The 21,696-nt window shown below is 53.9% G+C and carries 18 protein-coding genes; 9 read left to right on the plus strand and 9 right to left on the minus strand.

The genetic code is table 11. From position 1 onward, the window contains the following. The first annotated feature begins 25 nt into the window (after positions 1 to 25). From tuf to rpoC, 9 genes are all read left to right on the plus strand, one after another. The gene (tuf, locus tag AM379_RS09100; RefSeq protein WP_014830236.1) at positions 26 to 1,210 is read left to right on the plus strand and encodes an elongation factor Tu; all 1,185 of its coding nucleotides are present in this window, start codon (positions 26 to 28) and stop codon (positions 1,208 to 1,210) included. 229 nt (positions 1,211 to 1,439) lie between these two features. Then, positions 1,440 to 1,823, plus strand: coding sequence for a preprotein translocase subunit SecE (gene secE / locus AM379_RS09105; RefSeq protein ID WP_003862342.1), 384 nt, complete (start codon positions 1,440 to 1,442; stop codon positions 1,821 to 1,823). 1 nt (position 1,824) lies between these two features. Beyond that, on the plus strand, positions 1,825 to 2,370 hold the full coding sequence (nusG, locus tag AM379_RS09110) for a transcription termination/antitermination protein NusG (RefSeq protein WP_003862341.1): 546 nt from the start codon (positions 1,825 to 1,827) through the stop codon (positions 2,368 to 2,370). A 155-nt stretch (positions 2,371 to 2,525) separates the two neighbouring features. Then, positions 2,526 to 2,954 carry a 50S ribosomal protein L11 gene (gene rplK, locus AM379_RS09115; RefSeq protein WP_008808007.1) on the plus strand — a complete coding sequence of 143 codons (429 nt, stop codon included), beginning with the start codon at positions 2,526 to 2,528 and terminating at the stop codon, positions 2,952 to 2,954. 3 nt (positions 2,955 to 2,957) lie between these two features. Next, the gene (rplA, locus tag AM379_RS09120) at positions 2,958 to 3,662 is read left to right on the plus strand and encodes a 50S ribosomal protein L1 (protein ID WP_006810530.1); all 705 of its coding nucleotides are present in this window, start codon (positions 2,958 to 2,960) and stop codon (positions 3,660 to 3,662) included. A gap of 291 nt (positions 3,663 to 3,953) precedes the next feature. Continuing rightward, positions 3,954 to 4,451, plus strand: coding sequence for a 50S ribosomal protein L10 (rplJ, locus tag AM379_RS09130; protein ID WP_004097644.1), 498 nt, complete (start codon positions 3,954 to 3,956; stop codon positions 4,449 to 4,451). 66 nt (positions 4,452 to 4,517) lie between these two features. After that, complete coding sequence (rplL, locus tag AM379_RS09135) at positions 4,518 to 4,883, plus strand: 50S ribosomal protein L7/L12 (RefSeq protein WP_014168154.1); 366 nt, start codon at positions 4,518 to 4,520, stop codon at positions 4,881 to 4,883. 319 nt (positions 4,884 to 5,202) lie between these two features. Beyond that, on the plus strand, positions 5,203 to 9,231 hold the full coding sequence (rpoB, locus tag AM379_RS09140; RefSeq protein ID WP_020882980.1) for a DNA-directed RNA polymerase subunit beta: 4,029 nt from the start codon (positions 5,203 to 5,205) through the stop codon (positions 9,229 to 9,231). A 76-nt stretch (positions 9,232 to 9,307) separates the two neighbouring features. Continuing rightward, complete coding sequence (rpoC, locus tag AM379_RS09145; protein WP_014168156.1) at positions 9,308 to 13,531, plus strand: DNA-directed RNA polymerase subunit beta'; 4,224 nt, start codon at positions 9,308 to 9,310, stop codon at positions 13,529 to 13,531. Between the two features lie 59 nt (positions 13,532 to 13,590). Here rpoC and AM379_RS09150 read toward each other — a convergent pair whose 3' ends face one another. The 9 genes from AM379_RS09150 to thiC all read right to left on the minus strand — a co-directional run bounded on the left by AM379_RS09150 (position 13,591) and on the right by thiC (position 21,633). After that, complete coding sequence (locus AM379_RS09150; RefSeq protein WP_014168157.1) at positions 13,591 to 13,908, minus strand: PTS lactose/cellobiose transporter subunit IIA; 318 nt, start codon at positions 13,906 to 13,908, stop codon at positions 13,591 to 13,593. A gap of 3 nt (positions 13,909 to 13,911) precedes the next feature. Then, positions 13,912 to 14,217, minus strand: coding sequence for a PTS sugar transporter subunit IIB (locus AM379_RS09155; RefSeq protein WP_014068453.1), 306 nt, complete (start codon positions 14,215 to 14,217; stop codon positions 13,912 to 13,914). A 180-nt stretch (positions 14,218 to 14,397) separates the two neighbouring features. Next, positions 14,398 to 15,939, minus strand: coding sequence for a sensor domain-containing diguanylate cyclase (locus AM379_RS09160; RefSeq protein ID WP_032679361.1), 1,542 nt, complete (start codon positions 15,937 to 15,939; stop codon positions 14,398 to 14,400). Positions 15,940 to 16,268: 329 nt separating this feature from the next. Further along, complete coding sequence (gene thiH, locus AM379_RS09165; RefSeq protein WP_014168159.1) at positions 16,269 to 17,402, minus strand: 2-iminoacetate synthase ThiH; 1,134 nt, start codon at positions 17,400 to 17,402, stop codon at positions 16,269 to 16,271. Then, positions 17,399 to 18,169 (minus strand): thiazole synthase, encoded by a 771-nt coding sequence (gene thiG / locus AM379_RS09170; protein ID WP_032679362.1) that lies wholly within the window; start codon positions 18,167 to 18,169, stop codon positions 17,399 to 17,401. Before thiG ends, thiH begins: the two co-directional genes overlap by 4 nt. 1 nt (position 18,170) lies before the next feature. Then, on the minus strand, positions 18,171 to 18,371 hold the full coding sequence (gene thiS / locus AM379_RS09175) for a sulfur carrier protein ThiS (protein WP_032679363.1): 201 nt from the start codon (positions 18,369 to 18,371) through the stop codon (positions 18,171 to 18,173). Then, the gene (locus tag AM379_RS09180) at positions 18,355 to 19,110 is read right to left on the minus strand and encodes a HesA/MoeB/ThiF family protein (protein ID WP_032679364.1); all 756 of its coding nucleotides are present in this window, start codon (positions 19,108 to 19,110) and stop codon (positions 18,355 to 18,357) included. Before AM379_RS09180 ends, thiS begins: the two co-directional genes overlap by 17 nt. Beyond that, a complete protein-coding gene (gene thiE / locus AM379_RS09185) occupies positions 19,103 to 19,738 on the minus strand; it encodes a thiamine phosphate synthase (RefSeq protein WP_032679365.1) in 636 nt (211 codons plus the stop codon). Before thiE ends, AM379_RS09180 begins: the two co-directional genes overlap by 8 nt. Further along, on the minus strand, positions 19,738 to 21,633 hold the full coding sequence (gene thiC / locus AM379_RS09190) for a phosphomethylpyrimidine synthase ThiC (protein ID WP_106503627.1): 1,896 nt from the start codon (positions 21,631 to 21,633) through the stop codon (positions 19,738 to 19,740). Before thiC ends, thiE begins: the two co-directional genes overlap by 1 nt. Between the last annotated feature and the right edge of the window lie 63 nt (positions 21,634 to 21,696).

Below are 21,696 nucleotides of genomic sequence, written 5' to 3' on the forward strand. Positions count from 1 at the left end.
TATCCGTGTCTTAGAGGGACAATCGATGTCTAAAGAAAAGTTTGAACGTACAAAACCGCACGTTAACGTCGGTACTATCGGCCACGTTGACCATGGTAAAACAACGCTGACCGCTGCAATCACTACCGTTCTGGCTAAAACCTACGGTGGTTCTGCTCGTGCATTCGACCAGATCGATAACGCACCAGAAGAAAAAGCTCGTGGTATCACCATCAACACCTCTCACGTTGAGTACGACACCCCGACTCGCCACTACGCACACGTAGACTGCCCAGGCCACGCCGACTATGTTAAAAACATGATCACCGGTGCTGCGCAGATGGACGGCGCGATCCTGGTTGTTGCTGCGACTGACGGCCCTATGCCTCAGACTCGTGAGCACATCCTGCTGGGTCGTCAGGTAGGCGTTCCTTACATCATCGTGTTCCTGAACAAATGTGACATGGTTGATGATGAAGAGCTGCTGGAACTGGTAGAGATGGAAGTTCGTGAACTGCTGTCTCAGTACGATTTCCCAGGCGACGACACTCCAATCGTTCGTGGTTCCGCGCTGAAAGCGCTGGAAGGCGACGCTGAGTGGGAAGCGAAAATCATCGAACTGGCTGGCTTCCTGGATTCTTACATCCCAGAACCAGAGCGTGCGATTGACAAGCCGTTCCTGCTGCCAATCGAAGACGTATTCTCCATCTCCGGTCGTGGTACCGTTGTTACCGGTCGTGTTGAGCGCGGTATCATCAAAGTTGGCGAAGAAGTTGAAATCGTTGGTATCAAAGAGACTGCTAAGTCTACCTGTACTGGCGTTGAAATGTTCCGCAAACTGCTGGACGAAGGCCGTGCTGGTGAGAACGTAGGTGTTCTGCTGCGTGGTATCAAACGTGAAGAAATCGAACGTGGTCAGGTACTGGCTAAGCCAGGCTCAATCAAGCCACACACCAAGTTCGAATCTGAAGTGTACATCCTGTCCAAAGACGAAGGCGGCCGTCATACTCCGTTCTTCAAAGGCTACCGTCCACAGTTCTACTTCCGTACAACTGACGTGACCGGTACTATCGAACTGCCAGAAGGCGTTGAGATGGTAATGCCAGGCGACAACATCAAGATGGTTGTGACGCTGATCCACCCAATCGCGATGGACGACGGTCTGCGTTTCGCAATCCGTGAAGGTGGCCGTACCGTTGGCGCGGGCGTGGTTGCTAAAGTTCTCGGCTAATTGCTGATAACATTTGACGCAATGCGCAATAAAAGGGCATCATTTGATGCCCTTTTTGCACGCTTTCAGATCAGAACCTGGCTCATCAGTGATTAAATTTGTCATAATCATTGCTGAGACAGGCTCTGCAGAGAGCGTATAATCCGAAAAGCGAATTAGCATTTCGATTTGGTTTGCCTCGCAATCGCGGGGTGAAAATGTTTGTAGAATACTTCTGACAGGTTGGTTTATGAGTGCGAATACCGAAGCTCAAGGGAGCGGGCGCGGCCTGGAAGCGATGAAATGGGTAGTCGTAGCCGTGCTGCTGATTGTAGCGATTGTCGGCAACTACCTTTATCGTGACATGATGCTGCCGCTACGCGCGCTTGCAGTGGTAATTCTGATTGCTGCAGCGGGTGGTGTCGCGCTGTTGACGACAAAAGGCAAAGCGACTGTCGCTTTTGCTCGCGAAGCGCGTACCGAAGTCCGCAAGGTAATTTGGCCGACTCGCCAGGAAACATTGCACACCACGCTGATCGTAGCGGCGGTTACCGCTGTAATGTCACTGATCCTGTGGGGACTGGATGGTATTCTGGTTCGCCTGGTATCCTTTATCACTGGCCTGAGGTTCTGAGATGTCTGAAGCCCCTAAAAAGCGCTGGTACGTCGTTCAGGCGTTTTCCGGTTTTGAAGGCCGCGTAGCAACGTCGCTGCGTGAGCATATCAAATTACACAACATGGAAGAGTTATTTGGCGAAGTTATGGTTCCGACCGAAGAAGTGGTCGAGATCCGTGGCGGCCAACGTCGCAAAAGCGAGCGTAAATTCTTCCCGGGTTACGTGCTGGTTCAGATGGTTATGAACGACGCGAGCTGGCACCTGGTGCGCAGCGTACCGCGCGTGATGGGCTTTATCGGCGGCACGTCTGACCGTCCGGCGCCAATCAGCGACAAAGAAGTTGATGCGATTATGAACCGCCTGCAGCAGGTGGGTGATAAGCCGCGTCCGAAAACGCTGTTTGAACCGGGTGAAATGGTTCGTGTTAATGACGGTCCGTTTGCTGACTTTAATGGCGTGGTTGAAGAAGTGGACTACGAAAAGTCCCGCCTGAAAGTGTCCGTTTCTATCTTCGGTCGTGCGACCCCGGTAGAACTGGACTTTGCCCAGGTAGAAAAAGCCTAAGCAGCGATCAAAAAAGCGACGATTTAATCGTTGCACAAGGCGCGAGATTGGAATACAATTTCGCGCCTTTTGTTTTTATGGGCTGCGGCCTGTAAAACGATTTTATTCACGGGGAGCCTCCTTGAGGCGTTATCACCCAATCAGAGGATTTTAGAATGGCTAAGAAAGTACAAGCCTACGTCAAGCTGCAGGTTGCAGCAGGTATGGCGAACCCAAGTCCACCAGTTGGTCCAGCTCTGGGTCAGCAGGGTGTGAACATCATGGAATTCTGTAAAGCGTTCAACGCCAAAACCGAATCCATGGAAAAAGGTCTGCCAATCCCAGTTGTTATCACTGTATACGCTGACCGTTCTTTCACTTTCGTTACCAAAACCCCTCCAGCAGCAGTTCTGCTGAAGAAAGCGGCGGGTATCAAGTCTGGTTCCGGTAAACCGAACAAAGACAAAGTGGGTAAAATTTCCCGCGCTCAGCTGCAGGAAATCGCGCAGACCAAAGCTGCCGACATGACTGGTGCCGACATTGAAGCGATGACTCGCTCAATCGAAGGTACTGCACGTTCCATGGGCCTGGTAGTGGAGGACTAAGAAATGGCTAAACTGACCAAGCGCATGTCCGTGATCCGTGACAAAGTTGATGCGACCAAACAGTACGACATCAACGAAGCTATCGCTCTGCTGAAAGAACTGGCTACCGCTAAGTTCGTTGAAAGCGTTGACGTTGCTGTTAACCTGGGCATCGATGCTCGTAAATCTGATCAGAACGTTCGTGGTGCAACTGTACTGCCACACGGTACTGGCCGTTCCGTACGCGTAGCTGTATTTGCTCAGGGTGCAAACGCTGAAGCGGCTAAAGCTGCCGGCGCTGAACTGGTAGGTATGGAAGATCTGGCTGACCAGATCAAGAAAGGCGAAATGAACTTTGACGTTGTTATTGCTTCTCCAGATGCAATGCGCGTTGTTGGCCAGCTGGGCCAGGTTCTGGGTCCTCGCGGCCTGATGCCAAACCCGAAAGTGGGTACTGTAACCCCTAACGTTGCTGAAGCTGTTAAGAACGCTAAAGCAGGTCAGGTTCGTTATCGTAACGACAAAAACGGCATCATCCACACCACCATCGGTAAAGTGGACTTTGACGCTGACAAACTGAAAGAAAACCTGGAAGCTCTGCTGGTTGCGCTGAAAAAAGCAAAACCAACTCAAGCGAAAGGCGTGTACATCAAGAAAGTTAGCATCTCCACCACCATGGGTGCAGGTGTTGCAGTTGACCAGGCTGGCCTGAGCGCTGCTGCAAACTAATGCCTTTACGTGGGCGGTGATTTTGTCTACAATCTTACCCCCACGTTTGCTAACAAAAGTTAGCGGCTAAAAGATTTGTTCGTTGGAGCCTGGCCTAATCCAGGCCTCCGTCGAAGACCGCAGGTGTTTCGCAAGAAACTTAATGCCCTGCGTAGACGGTGACAGAACGCTAAGATTATTTTTGGATACTCTGGCTTGTTTCTGCTCACCGTATTAAGACGCTCTTTCCGTTGGGGAGAGTGAAGTGAGTTCCGGAACATGAGTTCCGGCAAACATCCAGGAGCAAAGCTAATGGCTTTAAATCTTCAAGACAAACAAGCGATTGTTGCTGAAGTCAGCGAAGTAGCCAAAGGCGCGCTGTCTGCAGTAGTTGCGGATTCCCGTGGCGTTACTGTAGACAAAATGACTGAACTGCGTAAAGCAGGTCGTGAAGCTGGCGTATACATGCGTGTTGTTCGTAACACCCTGCTGCGTCGCGTAGTTGAAGGTACTCCTTTCGAGTGCCTGAAAGACACGTTTGTTGGTCCGACCCTTATTGCATACTCTATGGAACACCCGGGCGCTGCTGCTCGTCTGTTCAAAGAGTTCGCGAAAGCGAATGCAAAATTTGAGGTCAAAGCTGCAGCCTTTGAAGGTGAGTTGATCCCGGCATCGCAAATCGATCGCCTGGCAACCCTGCCGACCTACGAAGAAGCAATTGCACGCCTGATGGCAACCATGAAAGAAGCTTCGGCTGGCAAACTGGTTCGCACTCTGGCTGCTGTTCGCGATGCAAAAGAAGCTGCTTAATCGCAGTTATCTTTATAAAGCATTTGCTTACGTATAAACTTATTCTGATTTTCAGGAACAATTTAAATGTCTATCACTAAAGATCAAATCATTGAAGCAGTTGCAGCTATGTCCGTAATGGACGTTGTAGAACTGATCTCTGCAATGGAAGAAAAATTCGGTGTTTCCGCTGCTGCTGCTGTAGCTGTAGCTGCTGGCCCGGTTGAAGCTGCTGAAGAAAAAACTGAATTCGACGTAATTCTGAAAGCTGCTGGCGCTAACAAAGTTGCTGTTATCAAAGCAGTACGTGGCGCAACTGGCCTGGGTCTGAAAGAAGCTAAAGACCTGGTAGAAGCTGCTCCAGCTGCGCTGAAAGAAGGCGTGAGCAAAGACGACGCAGAAGCACTGAAAAAATCTCTGGAAGAAGCTGGCGCTGAAGTTGAAGTTAAATAAGCCAACTTTTCTGGTTGCAGCCTAAGTCATTAGGCTGATGGCTGGTGACTTTTTAGTCACCAGCCTTTTTGCGCTGTAAGGCATCAGTAGCATTTCACACTGTTTGACTACTGGTTGTCCTGACAATGCATGTTTCTATCGACGACTTAATATATTGCGACAGGGTGCGCGCTCTGTGTAAATCGCGACGAAATGATTTAAGCGTGATAGCAACAGGTATTGCGGAAAGTATTCAATTTTCCGGTCCACAAAATGGTGTTGCACAAACTGTCCCTTCGTCGGACAGATGGGTCGACTTGTCAGCGAGCTGAGGAACCCTATGGTTTACTCCTATACCGAGAAAAAACGTATTCGTAAGGATTTTGGTAAACGTCCACAAGTTCTGGACATTCCATATCTCCTTTCTATCCAGCTTGACTCGTTCCAGAAGTTTATCGAGCAAGATCCTGAAGGGCAGTACGGCCTGGAAGCAGCCTTCCGTTCCGTGTTCCCGATTCAGAGCTACAGCGGTAACTCCGAGCTGCAGTACGTCAGCTACCGCCTTGGCGAACCGGTGTTTGACGTTCAGGAATGTCAGATCCGTGGCGTGACCTATTCCGCACCGCTGCGCGTAAAACTGCGTCTGGTGATCTATGAGCGCGAAGCGCCAGAAGGCACCGTAAAAGACATTAAAGAACAAGAAGTCTACATGGGTGAAATTCCACTCATGACAGACAACGGTACTTTCGTCATCAACGGTACTGAGCGTGTTATCGTTTCCCAGCTGCATCGTAGCCCGGGTGTCTTCTTCGACAGCGATAAAGGTAAAACACACTCATCCGGTAAAGTACTGTATAACGCGCGTATCATTCCTTACCGTGGTTCCTGGCTGGACTTCGAGTTCGATCCTAAAGACAACCTGTTTGTCCGTATCGACCGTCGTCGTAAACTGCCTGCGACCATCATTTTGCGTGCGCTGCAATACACCACTGAACAGATCCTGGACCTGTTCTTTGAGAAAGTAATCTTTGAAATCCGCGACAACAAGTTGCAGATGGAGCTGGTGCCAGAGCGTCTGCGTGGTGAGACCGCGTCGTTCGACATCGAAGCCGACGGCAAAGTGTATGTGGAAAAAGGCCGCCGTATTACCGCGCGCCACATCCGTCAGCTGGAAAAAGATGATATCAAACTCATCGAGGTTCCGGTTGAATACATTGCTGGAAAAGTAGCCGCGAAAGATTACGTTGATGAATCAACTGGCGAGCTGATCTGCCCGGCGAACATGGAGCTGAGCCTGGATCTGCTGGCTAAGCTGAGCCAGTCTGGCCACAAACGCATCGAAACGCTGTTCACCAACGATCTGGACCACGGTCCTTATATCTCTGAGACTATCCGCGTCGATCCAACGACCGATCGTCTGAGCGCGCTGGTAGAAATCTACCGCATGATGCGCCCTGGTGAACCACCAACTCGCGAAGCGGCTGAAAGCCTGTTCGAGAACCTGTTCTTCTCCGAAGACCGCTACGATCTGTCCGCGGTTGGTCGTATGAAGTTCAACCGTTCTCTGCTGCGTGATGAGATCGAAGGTTCCGGTATCCTGAGCAAAGACGACATCATCGAAGTGATGAAGAAGCTCATCGATATCCGTAACGGCAAAGGCGAAGTGGACGATATCGACCACCTCGGCAACCGTCGTATCCGTTCCGTAGGCGAAATGGCGGAAAACCAGTTCCGCGTTGGCCTGGTACGTGTTGAGCGTGCGGTGAAAGAGCGTCTGTCTCTGGGCGATCTGGATACCCTGATGCCTCAGGATATGATCAACGCCAAGCCGATTTCTGCAGCAGTGAAAGAGTTCTTCGGTTCCAGCCAGCTGTCTCAGTTCATGGACCAGAACAACCCGCTGTCTGAGATCACGCACAAACGTCGTATCTCTGCACTTGGCCCAGGCGGTCTGACCCGTGAACGTGCAGGCTTCGAAGTTCGAGACGTACACCCGACTCACTACGGTCGCGTATGTCCAATCGAAACGCCTGAAGGTCCAAACATCGGTCTGATCAACTCCCTGTCCGTGTACGCACAGACTAACGAATACGGTTTCCTTGAGACGCCGTACCGTAAAGTGACCGACGGTGTTGTAACTGACGAAATTCACTACCTGTCTGCTATCGAAGAAGGCAACTACGTTATCGCTCAGGCGAACTCCAACCTGGATGACGAAGGCCACTTTGTAGAAGATCTGGTTACCTGCCGTAGCAAAGGCGAATCCAGCTTGTTCAGCCGCGACCAGGTTGACTACATGGACGTATCCACCCAGCAGGTGGTATCCGTCGGTGCGTCCCTGATCCCGTTCCTGGAACACGATGACGCCAACCGTGCATTGATGGGTGCGAACATGCAACGTCAGGCCGTTCCAACTCTGCGTGCTGATAAGCCGCTGGTTGGTACCGGTATGGAACGTGCTGTTGCCGTTGACTCCGGTGTTACTGCGGTGGCTAAACGTGGCGGTACTGTTCAGTACGTGGATGCTTCCCGTATCGTTATCAAAGTTAACGAAGACGAGATGTACCCGGGCGAAGCAGGTATCGACATTTATAACCTGACCAAATACACCCGTTCTAACCAGAACACCTGTATCAACCAGATGCCTTGTGTGTCTCTGGGTGAGCCCGTTGAGCGCGGCGACGTGCTGGCAGACGGTCCGTCCACCGACCTCGGTGAACTGGCGCTCGGTCAGAACATGCGCGTAGCGTTCATGCCGTGGAACGGTTACAACTTCGAAGACTCCATCCTCGTCTCCGAGCGTGTGGTTCAGGAAGATCGTTTCACTACCATCCACATTCAGGAACTGGCATGTGTGTCCCGTGACACCAAGCTGGGGCCAGAAGAGATCACCGCTGACATCCCTAACGTGGGTGAAGCTGCGCTCTCCAAACTGGATGAATCCGGTATCGTTTACATCGGTGCAGAAGTGACCGGCGGCGACATTCTGGTTGGTAAGGTAACGCCGAAAGGTGAAACCCAGCTGACGCCAGAAGAGAAACTGCTGCGTGCTATCTTCGGTGAGAAAGCGTCTGACGTTAAAGACTCTTCTCTGCGCGTACCAAACGGTGTTTCCGGTACAGTTATCGATGTTCAGGTCTTCACCCGTGACGGCGTTGAAAAAGATAAGCGTGCGCTGGAAATCGAAGAGATGCAGCTCAAACAGGCTAAGAAAGACCTGTCTGAAGAACTGCAGATCCTCGAAGCGGGTCTGTTCAGCCGTATCTATGCGGTGCTGGTTGCCGGTGGCGTTGAAGCTGAGAAGCTCGACAAACTGCCACGCGATCGCTGGCTGGAACTGGGCCTGACCGACGAAGAGAAACAAAATCAGCTGGAACAGCTGGCTGAGCAGTATGACGAACTGAAACACGAGTTCGAGAAAAAACTCGAAGCGAAACGCCGTAAAATCACTCAGGGTGACGATCTGGCACCAGGCGTGCTGAAGATTGTTAAGGTGTATCTGGCTGTTAAACGTCAGATCCAGCCTGGTGATAAGATGGCAGGTCGTCACGGTAACAAGGGTGTTATCTCTAAGATCAACCCGATCGAAGATATGCCGCACGATGCTAACGGTACGCCGGTAGATATCGTACTGAACCCACTGGGCGTACCGTCTCGTATGAACATCGGTCAGATTCTGGAAACCCACCTGGGTATGGCTGCGAAAGGTATCGGCGATAAGATCAACGCCATGCTGAAACAGCAGGAAGAAGTCGCGAAACTGCGCGAATTCATCCAGCGTGCCTACGATCTGGGTACCGACGTTCGTCAGAAAGTCGACCTGAGCACCTTCAGCGATGAAGAAGTGCTGCGTCTGGCAGAGAACCTGCGCAAAGGTATGCCGATTGCAACGCCGGTATTCGACGGTGCAAAAGAAGCTGAAATCAAAGAGCTGCTGCAACTGGGTGGTCTGCCAACGTCTGGTCAGATTACGCTTTTTGATGGCCGTACCGGTGAACAGTTCGAGCGTCCGGTAACCGTAGGTTACATGTACATGCTGAAACTGAACCACCTGGTCGACGACAAGATGCACGCTCGTTCTACCGGTTCTTACAGCCTGGTTACTCAGCAGCCGCTGGGTGGTAAGGCGCAGTTCGGTGGTCAGCGCTTCGGGGAGATGGAAGTGTGGGCGCTGGAAGCATACGGCGCAGCATACACCCTGCAGGAAATGCTCACCGTTAAGTCTGATGACGTGAACGGTCGTACCAAGATGTATAAAAACATCGTGGACGGCAATCATCAGATGGAACCAGGCATGCCAGAGTCCTTCAACGTACTGTTGAAAGAGATTCGTTCGCTGGGTATCAACATCGAACTGGAAGACGAGTAATTCTCGCTCAAACAGGTCACTGGTGTCGGGCTAACCCCCGACACCAGATTGTGCTAACTCCGACGGGAGCAAATCCGTGAAAGATTTATTAAAGTTTCTGAAAGCGCAGACTAAAACCGAAGAGTTTGATGCGATCAAAATTGCTCTGGCTTCGCCAGACATGATCCGTTCATGGTCTTTCGGTGAAGTTAAAAAGCCGGAAACCATCAACTACCGTACGTTCAAGCCTGAGCGTGACGGCCTTTTCTGTGCGCGAATTTTCGGGCCAGTAAAAGACTACGAGTGCCTGTGCGGTAAGTACAAGCGCCTGAAACACCGTGGTGTGATCTGTGAGAAGTGCGGCGTTGAAGTGACCCAGACCAAAGTGCGCCGTGAGCGCATGGGCCACATCGAACTGGCATCTCCAACTGCGCACATCTGGTTCCTGAAATCTCTGCCGTCCCGTATCGGCCTGCTGCTGGATATGCCGCTGCGCGATATCGAACGTGTTCTGTACTTCGAATCTTATGTGGTTATCGAAGGCGGTATGACGAACCTGGAACGCCACCAGATTCTGACCGAAGAACAGTATCTGGACGCGCTGGAAGAGTTCGGTGACGAATTCGACGCGAAGATGGGTGCGGAAGCTATTCAGGCCCTGCTGAAAAGCATGGACCTGGAGCAAGAGTGCGAGCAGCTGCGTGAAGAGCTGAACGAAACCAACTCCGAAACCAAGCGTAAAAAGCTGACCAAGCGTATCAAACTGCTGGAAGCATTCGTTCAGTCTGGTAACAAACCAGAGTGGATGATCCTGACCGTTCTGCCGGTTCTGCCGCCAGATCTGCGTCCGCTGGTTCCGCTGGATGGTGGTCGTTTCGCAACGTCGGATCTGAACGATCTGTATCGTCGAGTTATCAACCGTAACAACCGTCTGAAACGTCTGCTGGATCTGGCTGCGCCGGACATCATCGTACGTAACGAAAAACGTATGCTGCAGGAAGCGGTAGATGCCCTGCTGGATAACGGTCGTCGCGGTCGTGCGATCACCGGTTCTAACAAACGTCCTCTGAAATCTTTGGCCGATATGATCAAAGGTAAACAGGGTCGTTTCCGTCAGAACCTGCTCGGTAAGCGTGTTGACTACTCCGGTCGTTCTGTTATCACCGTAGGTCCATACCTGCGTCTGCATCAGTGCGGTCTGCCGAAGAAAATGGCACTGGAGCTGTTCAAACCGTTCATCTACGGCAAGCTGGAACTGCGTGGCCTGGCCACCACCATCAAAGCCGCTAAGAAAATGGTTGAGCGTGAAGAAGCTGTCGTTTGGGATATCCTGGACGAAGTTATCCGCGAACACCCGGTACTGCTGAACCGTGCACCAACACTGCACCGTCTGGGTATCCAGGCATTTGAACCGGTACTGATCGAAGGTAAAGCTATCCAGCTGCACCCGCTGGTTTGTGCGGCATATAACGCCGACTTCGATGGTGACCAGATGGCTGTTCACGTACCGCTGACGCTGGAAGCCCAGCTCGAAGCGCGTGCGCTGATGATGTCTACTAACAACATCCTGTCTCCAGCGAACGGTGAACCAATCATCGTTCCTTCTCAGGACGTTGTATTGGGTCTGTACTACATGACCCGCGACTGTGTTAACGCCAAAGGCGAAGGCATGGTGCTGACTGGCCCTAAAGAAGCTGAGCGTATCTATCGCGCTGGCCTGGCCTCTCTGCATGCGCGTGTCAAAGTGCGTATCACTGAATATGAAAAAGATGCTAACGGCGAATTCGTTGCGAAAACCAGCCTGAAAGACACGACCGTTGGCCGTGCCATTCTGTGGATGATCGTACCGAAAGGTCTGCCTTTCTCCATCGTCAACCAGGCGCTGGGTAAGAAAGCGATCTCCAAAATGCTGAACACCTGTTACCGCATTCTGGGTCTGAAGCCGACGGTTATCTTCGCTGACCAGACAATGTACACCGGCTTTGCATATGCAGCGCGTTCAGGTGCATCTGTTGGTATCGATGACATGGTTATCCCAGAGAAGAAACACGAGATCATCTCTGAAGCGGAAGCCGAAGTTGCTGAGATCCAGGAGCAGTTCCAGTCTGGTCTGGTTACCGCGGGCGAACGCTATAACAAAGTTATCGATATCTGGGCTGCGGCGAACGATCGTGTATCCAAAGCGATGATGGATAACCTGCAAACCGAAACCGTGATTAACCGTGACGGCGTAGAAGAGCAGCAGGTTTCCTTCAACAGCATTTACATGATGGCCGACTCCGGTGCGCGTGGTTCTGCAGCACAGATTCGTCAGCTGGCAGGTATGCGTGGTCTGATGGCGAAGCCAGATGGCTCCATCATCGAAACGCCAATCACCGCGAACTTCCGTGAAGGTCTGAACGTACTCCAGTACTTCATCTCTACTCACGGTGCGCGTAAAGGTCTGGCGGATACCGCACTGAAAACAGCGAACTCCGGTTATCTGACGCGTCGTCTGGTTGACGTTGCGCAGGATCTGGTTGTGACCGAAGACGATTGTGGCACCCTCGAAGGTATCACCATGACCCCGGTTATCGAGGGTGGTGATGTTAAAGAGCCGCTGCGCGATCGCGTACTGGGTCGTGTAACCGCGGAAGACATTCTGAAGCCGGGTACCGCAGACATTCTGGTTCCACGCAACACGCTGCTGCACGAACAGTGGTGTGACCTGCTGGAAGCGAACTCTGTTGACTCTGTGAAAGTTCGTTCCGTTGTATCTTGTGACACCGATTTCGGTGTATGTGCGCACTGCTATGGTCGTGACCTGGCGCGTGGCCACATCATCAACAAAGGTGAAGCAATCGGTGTTATCGCGGCACAGTCCATCGGTGAACCGGGTACACAGCTGACGATGCGTACGTTCCACATCGGTGGTGCGGCATCTCGTGCGGCTGCTGAATCCAGCATCCAGGTGAAAAACAAAGGTAGCATCAAGCTCAGCAACGCGAAGTCTGTTGTTAACTCCGCAGGCAAGCTGGTTGTGACCTCTCGTAACACCGAGCTGAAGCTGATCGACGAATTCGGTCGTACCAAAGAGAGCTATAAAGTGCCTTACGGTGCTGTTATGGCGAAAGGTGATGGCGAGCAGGTTGCCGGCGGTGAAACCGTTGCAAACTGGGATCCACACACCATGCCGGTTATCACCGAAGTAAGTGGTTTCATCCGCTTCACTGACATGATCGACGGCCAGACCATTACTCGTCAGACCGACGAGCTGACCGGTCTGTCTTCTCTGGTCGTTCTGGACTCTGCTGAGCGTACTGCCGGTGGTAAAGATCTGCGTCCTGCACTGAAAATCGTTGATGCTCAGGGTAACGACGTTCTGATCCCTGGTACCGATATGCCTGCGCAGTACTTCCTGCCGGGTAAAGCGATTGTACAGCTGGAAGATGGCGTACAGATCAGTTCTGGTGACACCCTGGCGCGTATTCCTCAGGAATCCGGCGGTACCAAGGACATCACCGGTGGTCTGCCACGCGTTGCGGATCTGTTCGAAGCTCGTCGTCCGAAAGAGCCTGCAATCCTGGCTGAAATCAGCGGTATCATCTCCTTCGGTAAAGAGACCAAAGGTAAACGCCGTCTGGTTATCACCCCAGTAGATGGCAGCGAGCCGTACGAAGAGATGATTCCTAAGTGGCGTCAGCTCAACGTGTTCGAAGGTGAACGTGTAGAACGTGGTGACGTGGTTTCCGACGGTCCAGAAGCGCCGCACGACATCCTGCGTCTGCGTGGTGTGCATGCTGTTACTCGTTACATCGTTAACGAAGTACAGGACGTATACCGTCTGCAGGGCGTTAAGATTAACGATAAACACATCGAAGTTATCGTTCGTCAGATGCTGCGTAAAGCAACCATTGATAGCGCGGGCAGCTCTGAGTTCCTGGAAGGCGAGCAGGTTGAATACTCACGCGTCAAGATCGCTAACCGCGATCTGGAAGCGAACGGCAAAATCGCTGCGACCTTCTCGCGCGATCTGCTGGGTATCACCAAAGCGTCTCTGGCAACCGAGTCCTTCATCTCTGCAGCATCGTTCCAGGAGACCACGCGTGTCCTGACCGAAGCCGCTGTAGCAGGTAAGCGTGATGAACTGCGCGGTCTGAAAGAGAACGTTATCGTGGGTCGTCTGATCCCGGCTGGTACCGGTTATGCGTACCATCAGGATCGTATGCGTCGTCGTGCTGCAGGCGAACTGCCAGCTGCACCGCAGGTAACTGCTGAAGATGCATCCGCGAGCCTGGCAGAGCTGCTGAACGCAGGTCTGGGTGGTTCTGACAACGAGTAATCGTTGATTCAGCAAATAAAAAACCCGCTTCGGCGGGTTTTTTTATGTCTGCATATTTTTCAGTTTATCAGCGGTAGCCGACGATACAGCTCAATCATATCGCCCGCCAGGTCCTGAATGACCATCGCGTTCATCAGGTGATCCTGAGAGTGGACGGTGATCAGGTTAACCGGCAGCTTTCCGGTCCCTTCATCAAGACCAATCAGCTGCGTCTGGATGGTGTGGGCATGTTTCACGTATTCACGCGACTCTTCCATCGCCTTTTCGGCTTCGTCAAAGTCGCCTTTACGGGCCATCTGCAACGCCGTAAGGGCAGCACTGCGCGCTGCTCCCGCGTTGACCAGCAGTTCCATGATCGTTGTTTCTAAATCTTCCACGGGTCACTCCAGTAATTTAAGCGCTTTTTCCAGGACGACATCACCTTTCATCATGCCGTAATCCATCATGTCGATCACCGCGACCTTTTTACCCAGCGGATCGGCCTGCGCCTGAAGTTTAGCCTGCTCGTATTTAACCTGTGGCCCCAGCAATACGATGTCAGCCGTCGCGATATTATCTTTAAACTCCGCAACCGGAACGGCTTTAATGGTGACTTCAACTCCTTTTTTCTGCGCGGCGTCTTTCATACGTTGAACCAGCATGCTGGTTGACATTCCCGCTGCACAGCATAAAACGATGTTCTTCATAATCAGCCTCGATCTACATGTGTTTATTGATAATTATCCCGTGCAGACCGCTTCAACAACCGCTTTACCGCGATTGTGTGTCAGGCATCACAAAGAAATGGGTGATTTTCTGAAACCGGTTACAATTTTGCATGAAAGCGCACGCTGCCCGTCGAAACGGACAGCGTGGGAGGGAAGAAATTAACGGATGGAGGTCTGAAGGATGCGGTTTTTACCCTGTTGTTTTGCGCTGTAAAGTGCGTTATCCACGCTCCCTACAAATTGCTCCAGCGGTTCGAAATGCCATTCCCCCAGGCCTGCACTGAACGTGACCTGCAGGTTTTCTTCGCGCCAGACGCGTTTTTCAATGGTGGTACGCCACGCTTCCAGCAACGAGATTGCATCAGCAATTTGCGTAGCCTCGAAGACCACCGCAAACTCTTCTCCACCGTACCGGTACACCGAGATGTGGTGCGGTTGCATGATCTGGATCCCTTCACGCGCCACGTTACGCAGGACAATATCGCCGCTAAGGTGGCCCCAGGTATCGTTGATTGATTTGAAGTTATCGATATCCACCAGCGCCAGTGCGAAAGGCTGTTGAGCCGCCATTAACTCTTCCACATCGGTATCGAACGCGCGGCGGTTTTTGCAGCCTGTAAGCGCATCGTGGGTTGCCTGGCGGACATATGCCATCTCACGCTCTTTATTCGACTGGATGGTATGACTCAGCATCGCTTCCAGACGCGGTGCCTGGCTGACATCGCCAGTTTTGATGGCGTTGATAATATGCATTAGCACGGTACGCGAGGCATGGCGAAGGTATAAACCGAAGAGAATGATAATAATCGCCGCCAGTGCAAATCCCCAGCCAACGATAGTGGTTTCGTGGCGGGTAATATCCGTCAGGGTCGCGCCAGAGACCCGGTAGATGACAAACCAATCCGGGTTAGTGAAGGAGTAGTAGTAATACCAGGTTTTACTTTTCCGGTCGTATAAATGACCCTCGCCGCTGGTCATTTTGTCCATCAGCGCTTCGCTCACGTATTTTTTGAACAGCGCGCCCGTGTCAGGATGAAGCACCACGGTTCCGTCGCGCTCGACGACGAAGAATTCCCCTTGTACAGGGGCCACCATCTGTCGAAGGGTATACCCCATCGACGCCAAATCAAGATGAAAGGCGAGGGTTCCCTTGAGTCTGCCTTCTGTTGAAATCAATGGCTTATAAAGCGTGACCGTTGGATGCCCGGTAAAGTAGTCCATATAAGGGTGGGTATAATGGCTGAAAATACTGGCTTCCGCGTGGGCGACAAACCACGGGCGCGTCCGCGGATCGACGTTTTTACTCTTTTCCGTGGGAGGCGCTTCGGGAGCGTGCAAATAATGCCCCTCCGTGTCGGCCAGCGAGATGGATGACACGGTCGGCATCAGGTTTTGCAAATGCATCAACATCTGCAACCCTTGCGTCGGGTTGACGTTCAGCGTCTCATTCAGTATTTCGTTGCGGGAAAAGTACATCGCAGAACGACCAAGAATATAGTCGTTTTCACGCAACATTGATTCGGTATAGTTAACCGCCAGATTATGCGTGAAATTACCATTAATTTTATGATAATCCTCAAGAAAATCCTTTCGTTGCGAAAGCGTAACCACGACAGCGATCAGTGCAAAACTGCACAGTATCCCCGCGAAGCTGGCCATTATTGGCCGGGTAAAAGAGAGTTTTTTGCTGTGAAGTGCCATGAGTTGTACATCATTCCTGAGGGTGAATGCTTTTCGTCTGCCGATATCCTCTCAGCATAGTCGCAGTCCTGCGGTTAGCTGTGAATTATACGGAACACGATTTCAGACGAGATGATTTATCTTAAGAATGGCTAAGAAATTACTCATAAAATCAGAAATTCAGTGTGCACGATAAGTCAGAGGCAGGGCGAAACGAGGAAGAAGCTTTTCGCCCTGGTCAGCGTCCGTTGCTGACCACATGACAATAAAAAACCGGACGATAGCTGGCAATCATCCGGTAGTGACTCTCCGTGCCGCCTCGTTTTATTTCTGCGGAGTTGCAGTATGTTTCAGCGTAATTGCGAGGCTCTTCCCAGCCAGCTGTCCCAGTCTTTCCAGACCGGCTGCAGCCCCTGTGCGCTCAGGGCCGCGGCGACCGCTTCCGGACGTCGTCCATCATGCGGGGCAAACTGCTCCAGTTCAGGGTGATCATCGGCGTAACCGCCCGGCTGTGTTTTGGAAAATGCGCTCACGTTGTTTATCGCAAGCGGGATCACGCGGTCGCGGAACGCCGGTGATTCACGTGTTGAGAGCGATAATTCAACCTCCGGGGCAAGCAGGCGAAACGCGCAGATCGTTTGTACCAGCTGGCGCTCATCCATGAGTGAGGCCGGTTCAATCCCGCCAGCACACGGGCGCAGCCGGGGGAAGGAGATGGAGTAGCGGCTCTGCCAGTAGTGCTGCTGAAGCCACAACAGATGTTCCGCCACCATGTAGCAATCCACGCGCCAGCTATCGGAAAGCCCAATCAGCGCACCAAGGCCAATTTTATCGATCCCGGCACGTCCGAGCCTGTCCGGCGTTTCAAGGCGGAAGAAGAAGTCCTGTTTCTTGCCCTTCAGGTGATGCCGTGCGTAGGTCGCTTCGTGGTACGTTTCCTGATAGACCATCACTCCATCCAGTCCGAGCGTTTTGAGCTCCGCATACTCATCCTGCGACAGGGGCTGCACTTCCATCTGCAACGAGGCGAACTGACGACGAATGGCAGGAAGGTGCTGGCGGAAATAGTCCATTCCGACTTTGCCCTGGTGCTCACCGGTGACCAGCAGGAGATGCTCGAAGCCCATTTCCCGGATGGCCGCACACTCGCGCGCGATCTCTTCCTCATCAAGCGTCTTACGCTTAATGCGGTTGCTCATGGAGAAGCCGCAGTAGGTACAGTCATTGGCGCACAGGTTTGAGAGATAGAGCGGGACGTAAAAGCTTACCGTGTTGCCAAAGCGCTGTCGGGTGAGACGCTGGGCGCGCTGGGCCATCGGCTCCAGATAAGCACTGGCCGCAGGGGAGAGCAGGGCCATTAAATCGTCGCGGGTCAGATGGCGCGCATTCAGTGCGCGCTCGACGTCGACCGGCGTTTTGCTGTTGATGCGCAGGGCAATGTCGTCCCAGTTAAGCTGCCGCCAGCGGTCGGTAAAGGTGGTCATGAGATTGCCTCCAGAAAACCGGTCAGCGGGCTGGTGGCCTGCGCCTGAAAACTGCGCGAGCCAGGGCCTGATTGCCGTGCCAGCAGGCCAGCCTCCACCGCCATGCGAAACGCGCGCGCCATCATGACCGGATCGTCGGCAACCGCGATGGCCGTGTTCACCAGCACCGCGTCCGCCCCCATCTCCAGCGCCTGCGCGGCATGGCTTGGTACGCCAATACCCGCATCCACCACCACCGGCACGGTGGCCTGCTCAATGATGATCTCCAGCATTGCCCGGGTTTCCAGCCCCTGGTTAGAGCCAATAGGCGCGCCCAGCGGCATAACGGCGGCGCAGCCAACATCTTCCAGACGTTTGCAGAGTACCGGATCGGCACCGCAGTAAGGCAGAACGATGAACCCTTGTTGTACCAGCTTTTCTGCCGCTTTCAGCGTCTCGATCGGGTCGGGCAACAGCCAGCGAGCATCCGGGTGAATTTCCAGCTTCAGCCAGCGTGTGCCGAGCGCTTCACGCGCCAGTTGAGCGGCGAAAATGGCCTCTTCGGCCGTTTTCGCGCCGGAAGTATTTGGCAGTAGCGTGACGCCAGCTTCCAGTAAAGGCGCCAGAATGGCATCACTGTGATGGTGCAGATCCACGCGTTTTAACGCCAGCGTGACCAGCTGGCTGCCGCTTTCACGGATGGCATCGACCATCAGCTGGGGTGATGCGAATTTCCCGGTTCCGGTAAACAGATGTGAATCAAAGACTTTATCGGCAATACGTAACATCTCAGCCCCCTGCGATAACCTGAAACAGCAGGATCTGGTCGCCTTCATTGACCTGCTGATGTTCCCACTGCTCGCGCGGCAGGATCTGTTGATTGAGCGCCAGCGCCGTTCCCGGCTTGAGCTGGCGCAGTTTATCGAGCAGCACGGCAACGGTGAGCCCGTCCTCGCATTTCATCGGCTCATCGTTAAACAGAATGCGCATTGCCGCCTCCGCATACCGGGCAGTGGCTGGCGCGGTGTAACGCCAGATGACGCCAGCCGCTGGAGCGGGCGTCAAATAACCGCAACGTGTTGCGCTCGGTCTCCATTCCGCTGAGCAGCTTGATGGCCTCGAGCGCCTGCAGGGTACCCATCACCCCCACAACCGGGCCAAGAATGCCCGCGGTGCGACAGTTACGCTCTGGCTCAGCATCGTCTGGCCACAGACAGCGATAGCAGCCCTGCGCCCACGGCGGTGTCAGGACCATCATCTGCCCGCCGAACCCCACCGCGCTGGCGGTGATAAGCGGCGTATTTTTTGCGACACAGGCGGCGTTGATCGCCTGGCGGGTTGCCATATTGTCGGTGCAGTCCAGCACCACGTCGGCCAGGGCGACTTCTCGGAGCAGATTGTCGCCGCTGAGCCGCTCCTGACACGCAATGAGCTCAATATCCGGGTTCAGCTGGTTCAGGCGCTGGCGGGTAATGTGTACTTTGGGCTGGTTGATATCCTCGGTGGTAAAGAGGATTTGACGCTGCAGGTTGCTAAGATGCACCTCGTCGTCATCGGCCAGTACCAGCGTGCCCACGCCTGCACCGGCCAGATAGAGCGCGGCAGGCGCGCCTAATCCGCCCAGCCCGACAATCAAAACCCGGCTGGCGAGTAGCTTTTGCTGCCCGTCGATGGCGATATCCTCCAGCAGGATCTGGCGGCTATAGCGCATAAAGTCACGATCATTCATCGCCTGCTCCTGCCAGTTGTAAGAGCTGCCGGGTGGCGGCCTGCCAGTCTGCGGCCTGGGTGATGGCACTGACGACGGCGATACTGCCGACACCGGTATCCAGCACGGCCGGCGCTCGTTCAAGGCTAATCCCGCCGATGGCCACGGTCGGGTACTGCGCAAGACGCTTCACGTGAGCCGCCAGCTGTGCCAGCCCTTGTGGCGCGGAGGGCATCTGTTTAGTTTGCGTCGGGAAGACGTGTCCAAGCGCAATGTACGAAGGGCGAGCCGCCAGTGCCACGTCAATCTCCATATCGTCATGGGTCGAGACACCCAGGCGCAAACCGGCTTCCCGGATGGCCTTCAGGTCTGTGGTCTCCAGGTCCTCCTGACCCAGATGCACGCCGTAGGCCTGGTGCTTTATCGCCAGTCGCCAGTAGTCGTTGATAAACAGGCGGGCTTTATACCGACGCCCCAGCGCGATGGCGGCGGCGACATCGTTCTCCACCTCCTCATCGCGTTTATCTTTGATGCGCAGCTGCAGCGTGCGTACACCTGCCTCCAGCAGGCGGGCAACCCACTCCACGCTGTCCACCACCGGGTAGAGCCCCAAACGAAAGGGCACGGGTGGGAAATCGGGCTGGTACATTACGCCTCCTCTTTTTTGAGGTAGATTTCGCCGCCTTTCGCGCGGAAGGTTTCTGACATATCCGCCATGCCCACTTCAATGGTTTGCGCGGCGGCGTAGTCACGCACCTCCTGGCTGATCTTCATCGAGCAGAATTTTGGCCCACACATGGAGCAGAAATGGGCCACTTTGCCGGACTCCTGCGGCAGGGTTTCGTCGTGATAGGCGCGGGCGGTAAACGGGTCGAGCGCGAGGTTAAACTGATCTTCCCAGCGGAATTCAAAGCGGGCCTTCGACATCGCGTTATCGCGAATTTGCGCGCCCGGATGGCCTTTCGCCAGGTCCGCAGCGTGGGCGGCAATTTTGTAGGTGATAAGCCCCTGCTTCACGTCCTCTTTGTTGGGCAGACCGAGGTGCTCTTTTGGCGTCACATAGCAGAGCATGGCGCAACCGAACCAGCCGATCATCGCCGCACCAATTCCGGAGGTGAAGTGGTCGTAACCCGGGGCAATATCGGTGGTCAACGGCCCCAGTGTATAGAATGGTGCTTCATGGCAGTGCTCCAGTTCTTCCGTCATATTGCGGCGGATCATCTGCATGGGGACATGGCCCGGGCCTTCAATCATCACCTGCACGTCATACTCCCAGGCGATTTTGGTCAGCTCGCCCAGCGTGTGCAGTTCGGCAAACTGCGCTTCGTCGTTGGCATCACGAATGGAACCAGGGCGCAGGCCGTCGCCCAGCGACAGCGAGACGTCGTAAGCGGCACAGATTTCGCAGATCTCGCGGAAGTGTTCGTAGAGGAAGTTTTCCTGATGATGAGACAGACACCACTTCGCCATGATTGAGCCCCCGCGCGAGACAATGCCGGTCAGACGCTTCGCGGTCATCGGCACGTAGCGCAGCAGTACCCCCGCGTGGATGGTGAAGTAGTCTACACCCTGTTCAGCCTGCTCCAGCAGCGTGTCGCGGAACGCTTCCCAGGTGAGGTTTTCAGCGATACCGTTCACTTTCTCCAGCGCCTGATAGACCGGCACCGTTCCGATAGGCACCGGGCTGTTACGCAGGATCCACTCGCGGGTTTCGTGGATATAACGCCCGGTGGAGAGATCCATTACCGTGTCCGCGCCCCAGCGCGTTGACCAGACCAGCTTCTCGACCTCTTCTTCGATGGAGGAGGTGACTGCGGAGTTACCGATATTGGCGTTGACCTTCACCAGGAAGTTGCGGCCGATAATCATCGGTTCGGATTCCGGGTGATTGATGTTGGCGGGGATAATCGCGCGGCCAGCGGCCACTTCATCGCGCACAAACTCCGGGGTGATGTTTTCCGGCAGGCGGGCACCGAAACCTTCGCCCGGATGCTGGTGGCGCAGCACTTCGCTACGGATGCGCTCACGGCCCATGTTTTCACGGATGGCGATAAACTCCATCTCCGGGGTGACGATCCCCTGACGCGCATAGTGCAGCTGGGTAACGCATTTGCCCGCTTTCGCACGTTTCGGCGTCAGCAGGCCCGCGAAGCGCAGCTCGTCCAGGCCGTCGTCGGCCAGACGCTCGTTGGTGTAGGCAGAGCTGCGAACCGTCAGTTCTTCGCAGTCGTTACGCGCGTCAATCCAGCGCTGGCGCAGTTTTGCCAGACCCTGCTGCACGTTAATGGCCACATCAGGATCGCCGTATGGGCCAGACGTGTCGTAGACCGGCACGGCTTCGTTGTCTTCATACTGCGGGTTTTCTTTGCTGCCGCCAAGAAGCGTCGGGCTAAGCTGGATTTCGCGCATCGGAACGCGGATATCCGCCTGAGAGCCGGTGATGTAAATACGCTTAGAGTTCGGGAAAGCGGTGCCTTCCAGGGTGTCGATGAAGTGTTGGGCGTGTGCGCGCTGTTCGCGGCGGGTCAGTTTAGTAGTAGACATAGCTCATTCCAAAAGTGAAGGACATGGCTTGTCAGACGACGGATGAAGCAAGAGGAGATCGCT

This window comes from Enterobacter cloacae complex sp. FDA-CDC-AR_0132 (genome assembly GCF_003010695.1).
Lineage (GTDB): Bacteria > Pseudomonadota > Gammaproteobacteria > Enterobacterales > Enterobacteriaceae > Enterobacter > Enterobacter ludwigii.

What these genes read in the sequence shown, in the direction of transcription:
- rplL (WP_014168154.1), top strand. Translation starts at nt 4,518, where the DNA reads ATGTCTATCACTAAAGATCAAATCATTGAAGCAGTTGCAGCTATGTCC.
- thiE (WP_032679365.1), bottom strand. Translation starts at nt 19,738, where the DNA reads ATGTACCAGCCCGATTTCCCACCCGTGCCCTTTCGTTTGGGGCTCTAC.
- rplA (WP_006810530.1), top strand. Translation starts at nt 2,958, where the DNA reads ATGGCTAAACTGACCAAGCGCATGTCCGTGATCCGTGACAAAGTTGAT.
- AM379_RS09180 (WP_032679364.1), bottom strand. Translation starts at nt 19,110, where the DNA reads ATGAATGATCGTGACTTTATGCGCTATAGCCGCCAGATCCTGCTGGAG.
- thiH (WP_014168159.1), bottom strand. Translation starts at nt 17,402, where the DNA reads ATGACCACCTTTACCGACCGCTGGCGGCAGCTTAACTGGGACGACATT.
- secE (WP_003862342.1), top strand. Translation starts at nt 1,440, where the DNA reads ATGAGTGCGAATACCGAAGCTCAAGGGAGCGGGCGCGGCCTGGAAGCG.
- thiC (WP_106503627.1), bottom strand. Translation starts at nt 21,633, where the DNA reads ATGTCTACTACTAAACTGACCCGCCGCGAACAGCGCGCACACGCCCAA.
- rpoB (WP_020882980.1), top strand. Translation starts at nt 5,203, where the DNA reads ATGGTTTACTCCTATACCGAGAAAAAACGTATTCGTAAGGATTTTGGT.
- thiS (WP_032679363.1), bottom strand. Translation starts at nt 18,371, where the DNA reads ATGCGCATTCTGTTTAACGATGAGCCGATGAAATGCGAGGACGGGCTC.
- rplJ (WP_004097644.1), top strand. Translation starts at nt 3,954, where the DNA reads ATGGCTTTAAATCTTCAAGACAAACAAGCGATTGTTGCTGAAGTCAGC.
- thiG (WP_032679362.1), bottom strand. Translation starts at nt 18,169, where the DNA reads ATGTTACGTATTGCCGATAAAGTCTTTGATTCACATCTGTTTACCGGA.
- nusG (WP_003862341.1), top strand. Translation starts at nt 1,825, where the DNA reads ATGTCTGAAGCCCCTAAAAAGCGCTGGTACGTCGTTCAGGCGTTTTCC.
- tuf (WP_014830236.1), top strand. Translation starts at nt 26, where the DNA reads ATGTCTAAAGAAAAGTTTGAACGTACAAAACCGCACGTTAACGTCGGT.
- rplK (WP_008808007.1), top strand. Translation starts at nt 2,526, where the DNA reads ATGGCTAAGAAAGTACAAGCCTACGTCAAGCTGCAGGTTGCAGCAGGT.
- AM379_RS09160 (WP_032679361.1), bottom strand. Translation starts at nt 15,939, where the DNA reads ATGGCACTTCACAGCAAAAAACTCTCTTTTACCCGGCCAATAATGGCC.
- AM379_RS09155 (WP_014068453.1), bottom strand. Translation starts at nt 14,217, where the DNA reads ATGAAGAACATCGTTTTATGCTGTGCAGCGGGAATGTCAACCAGCATG.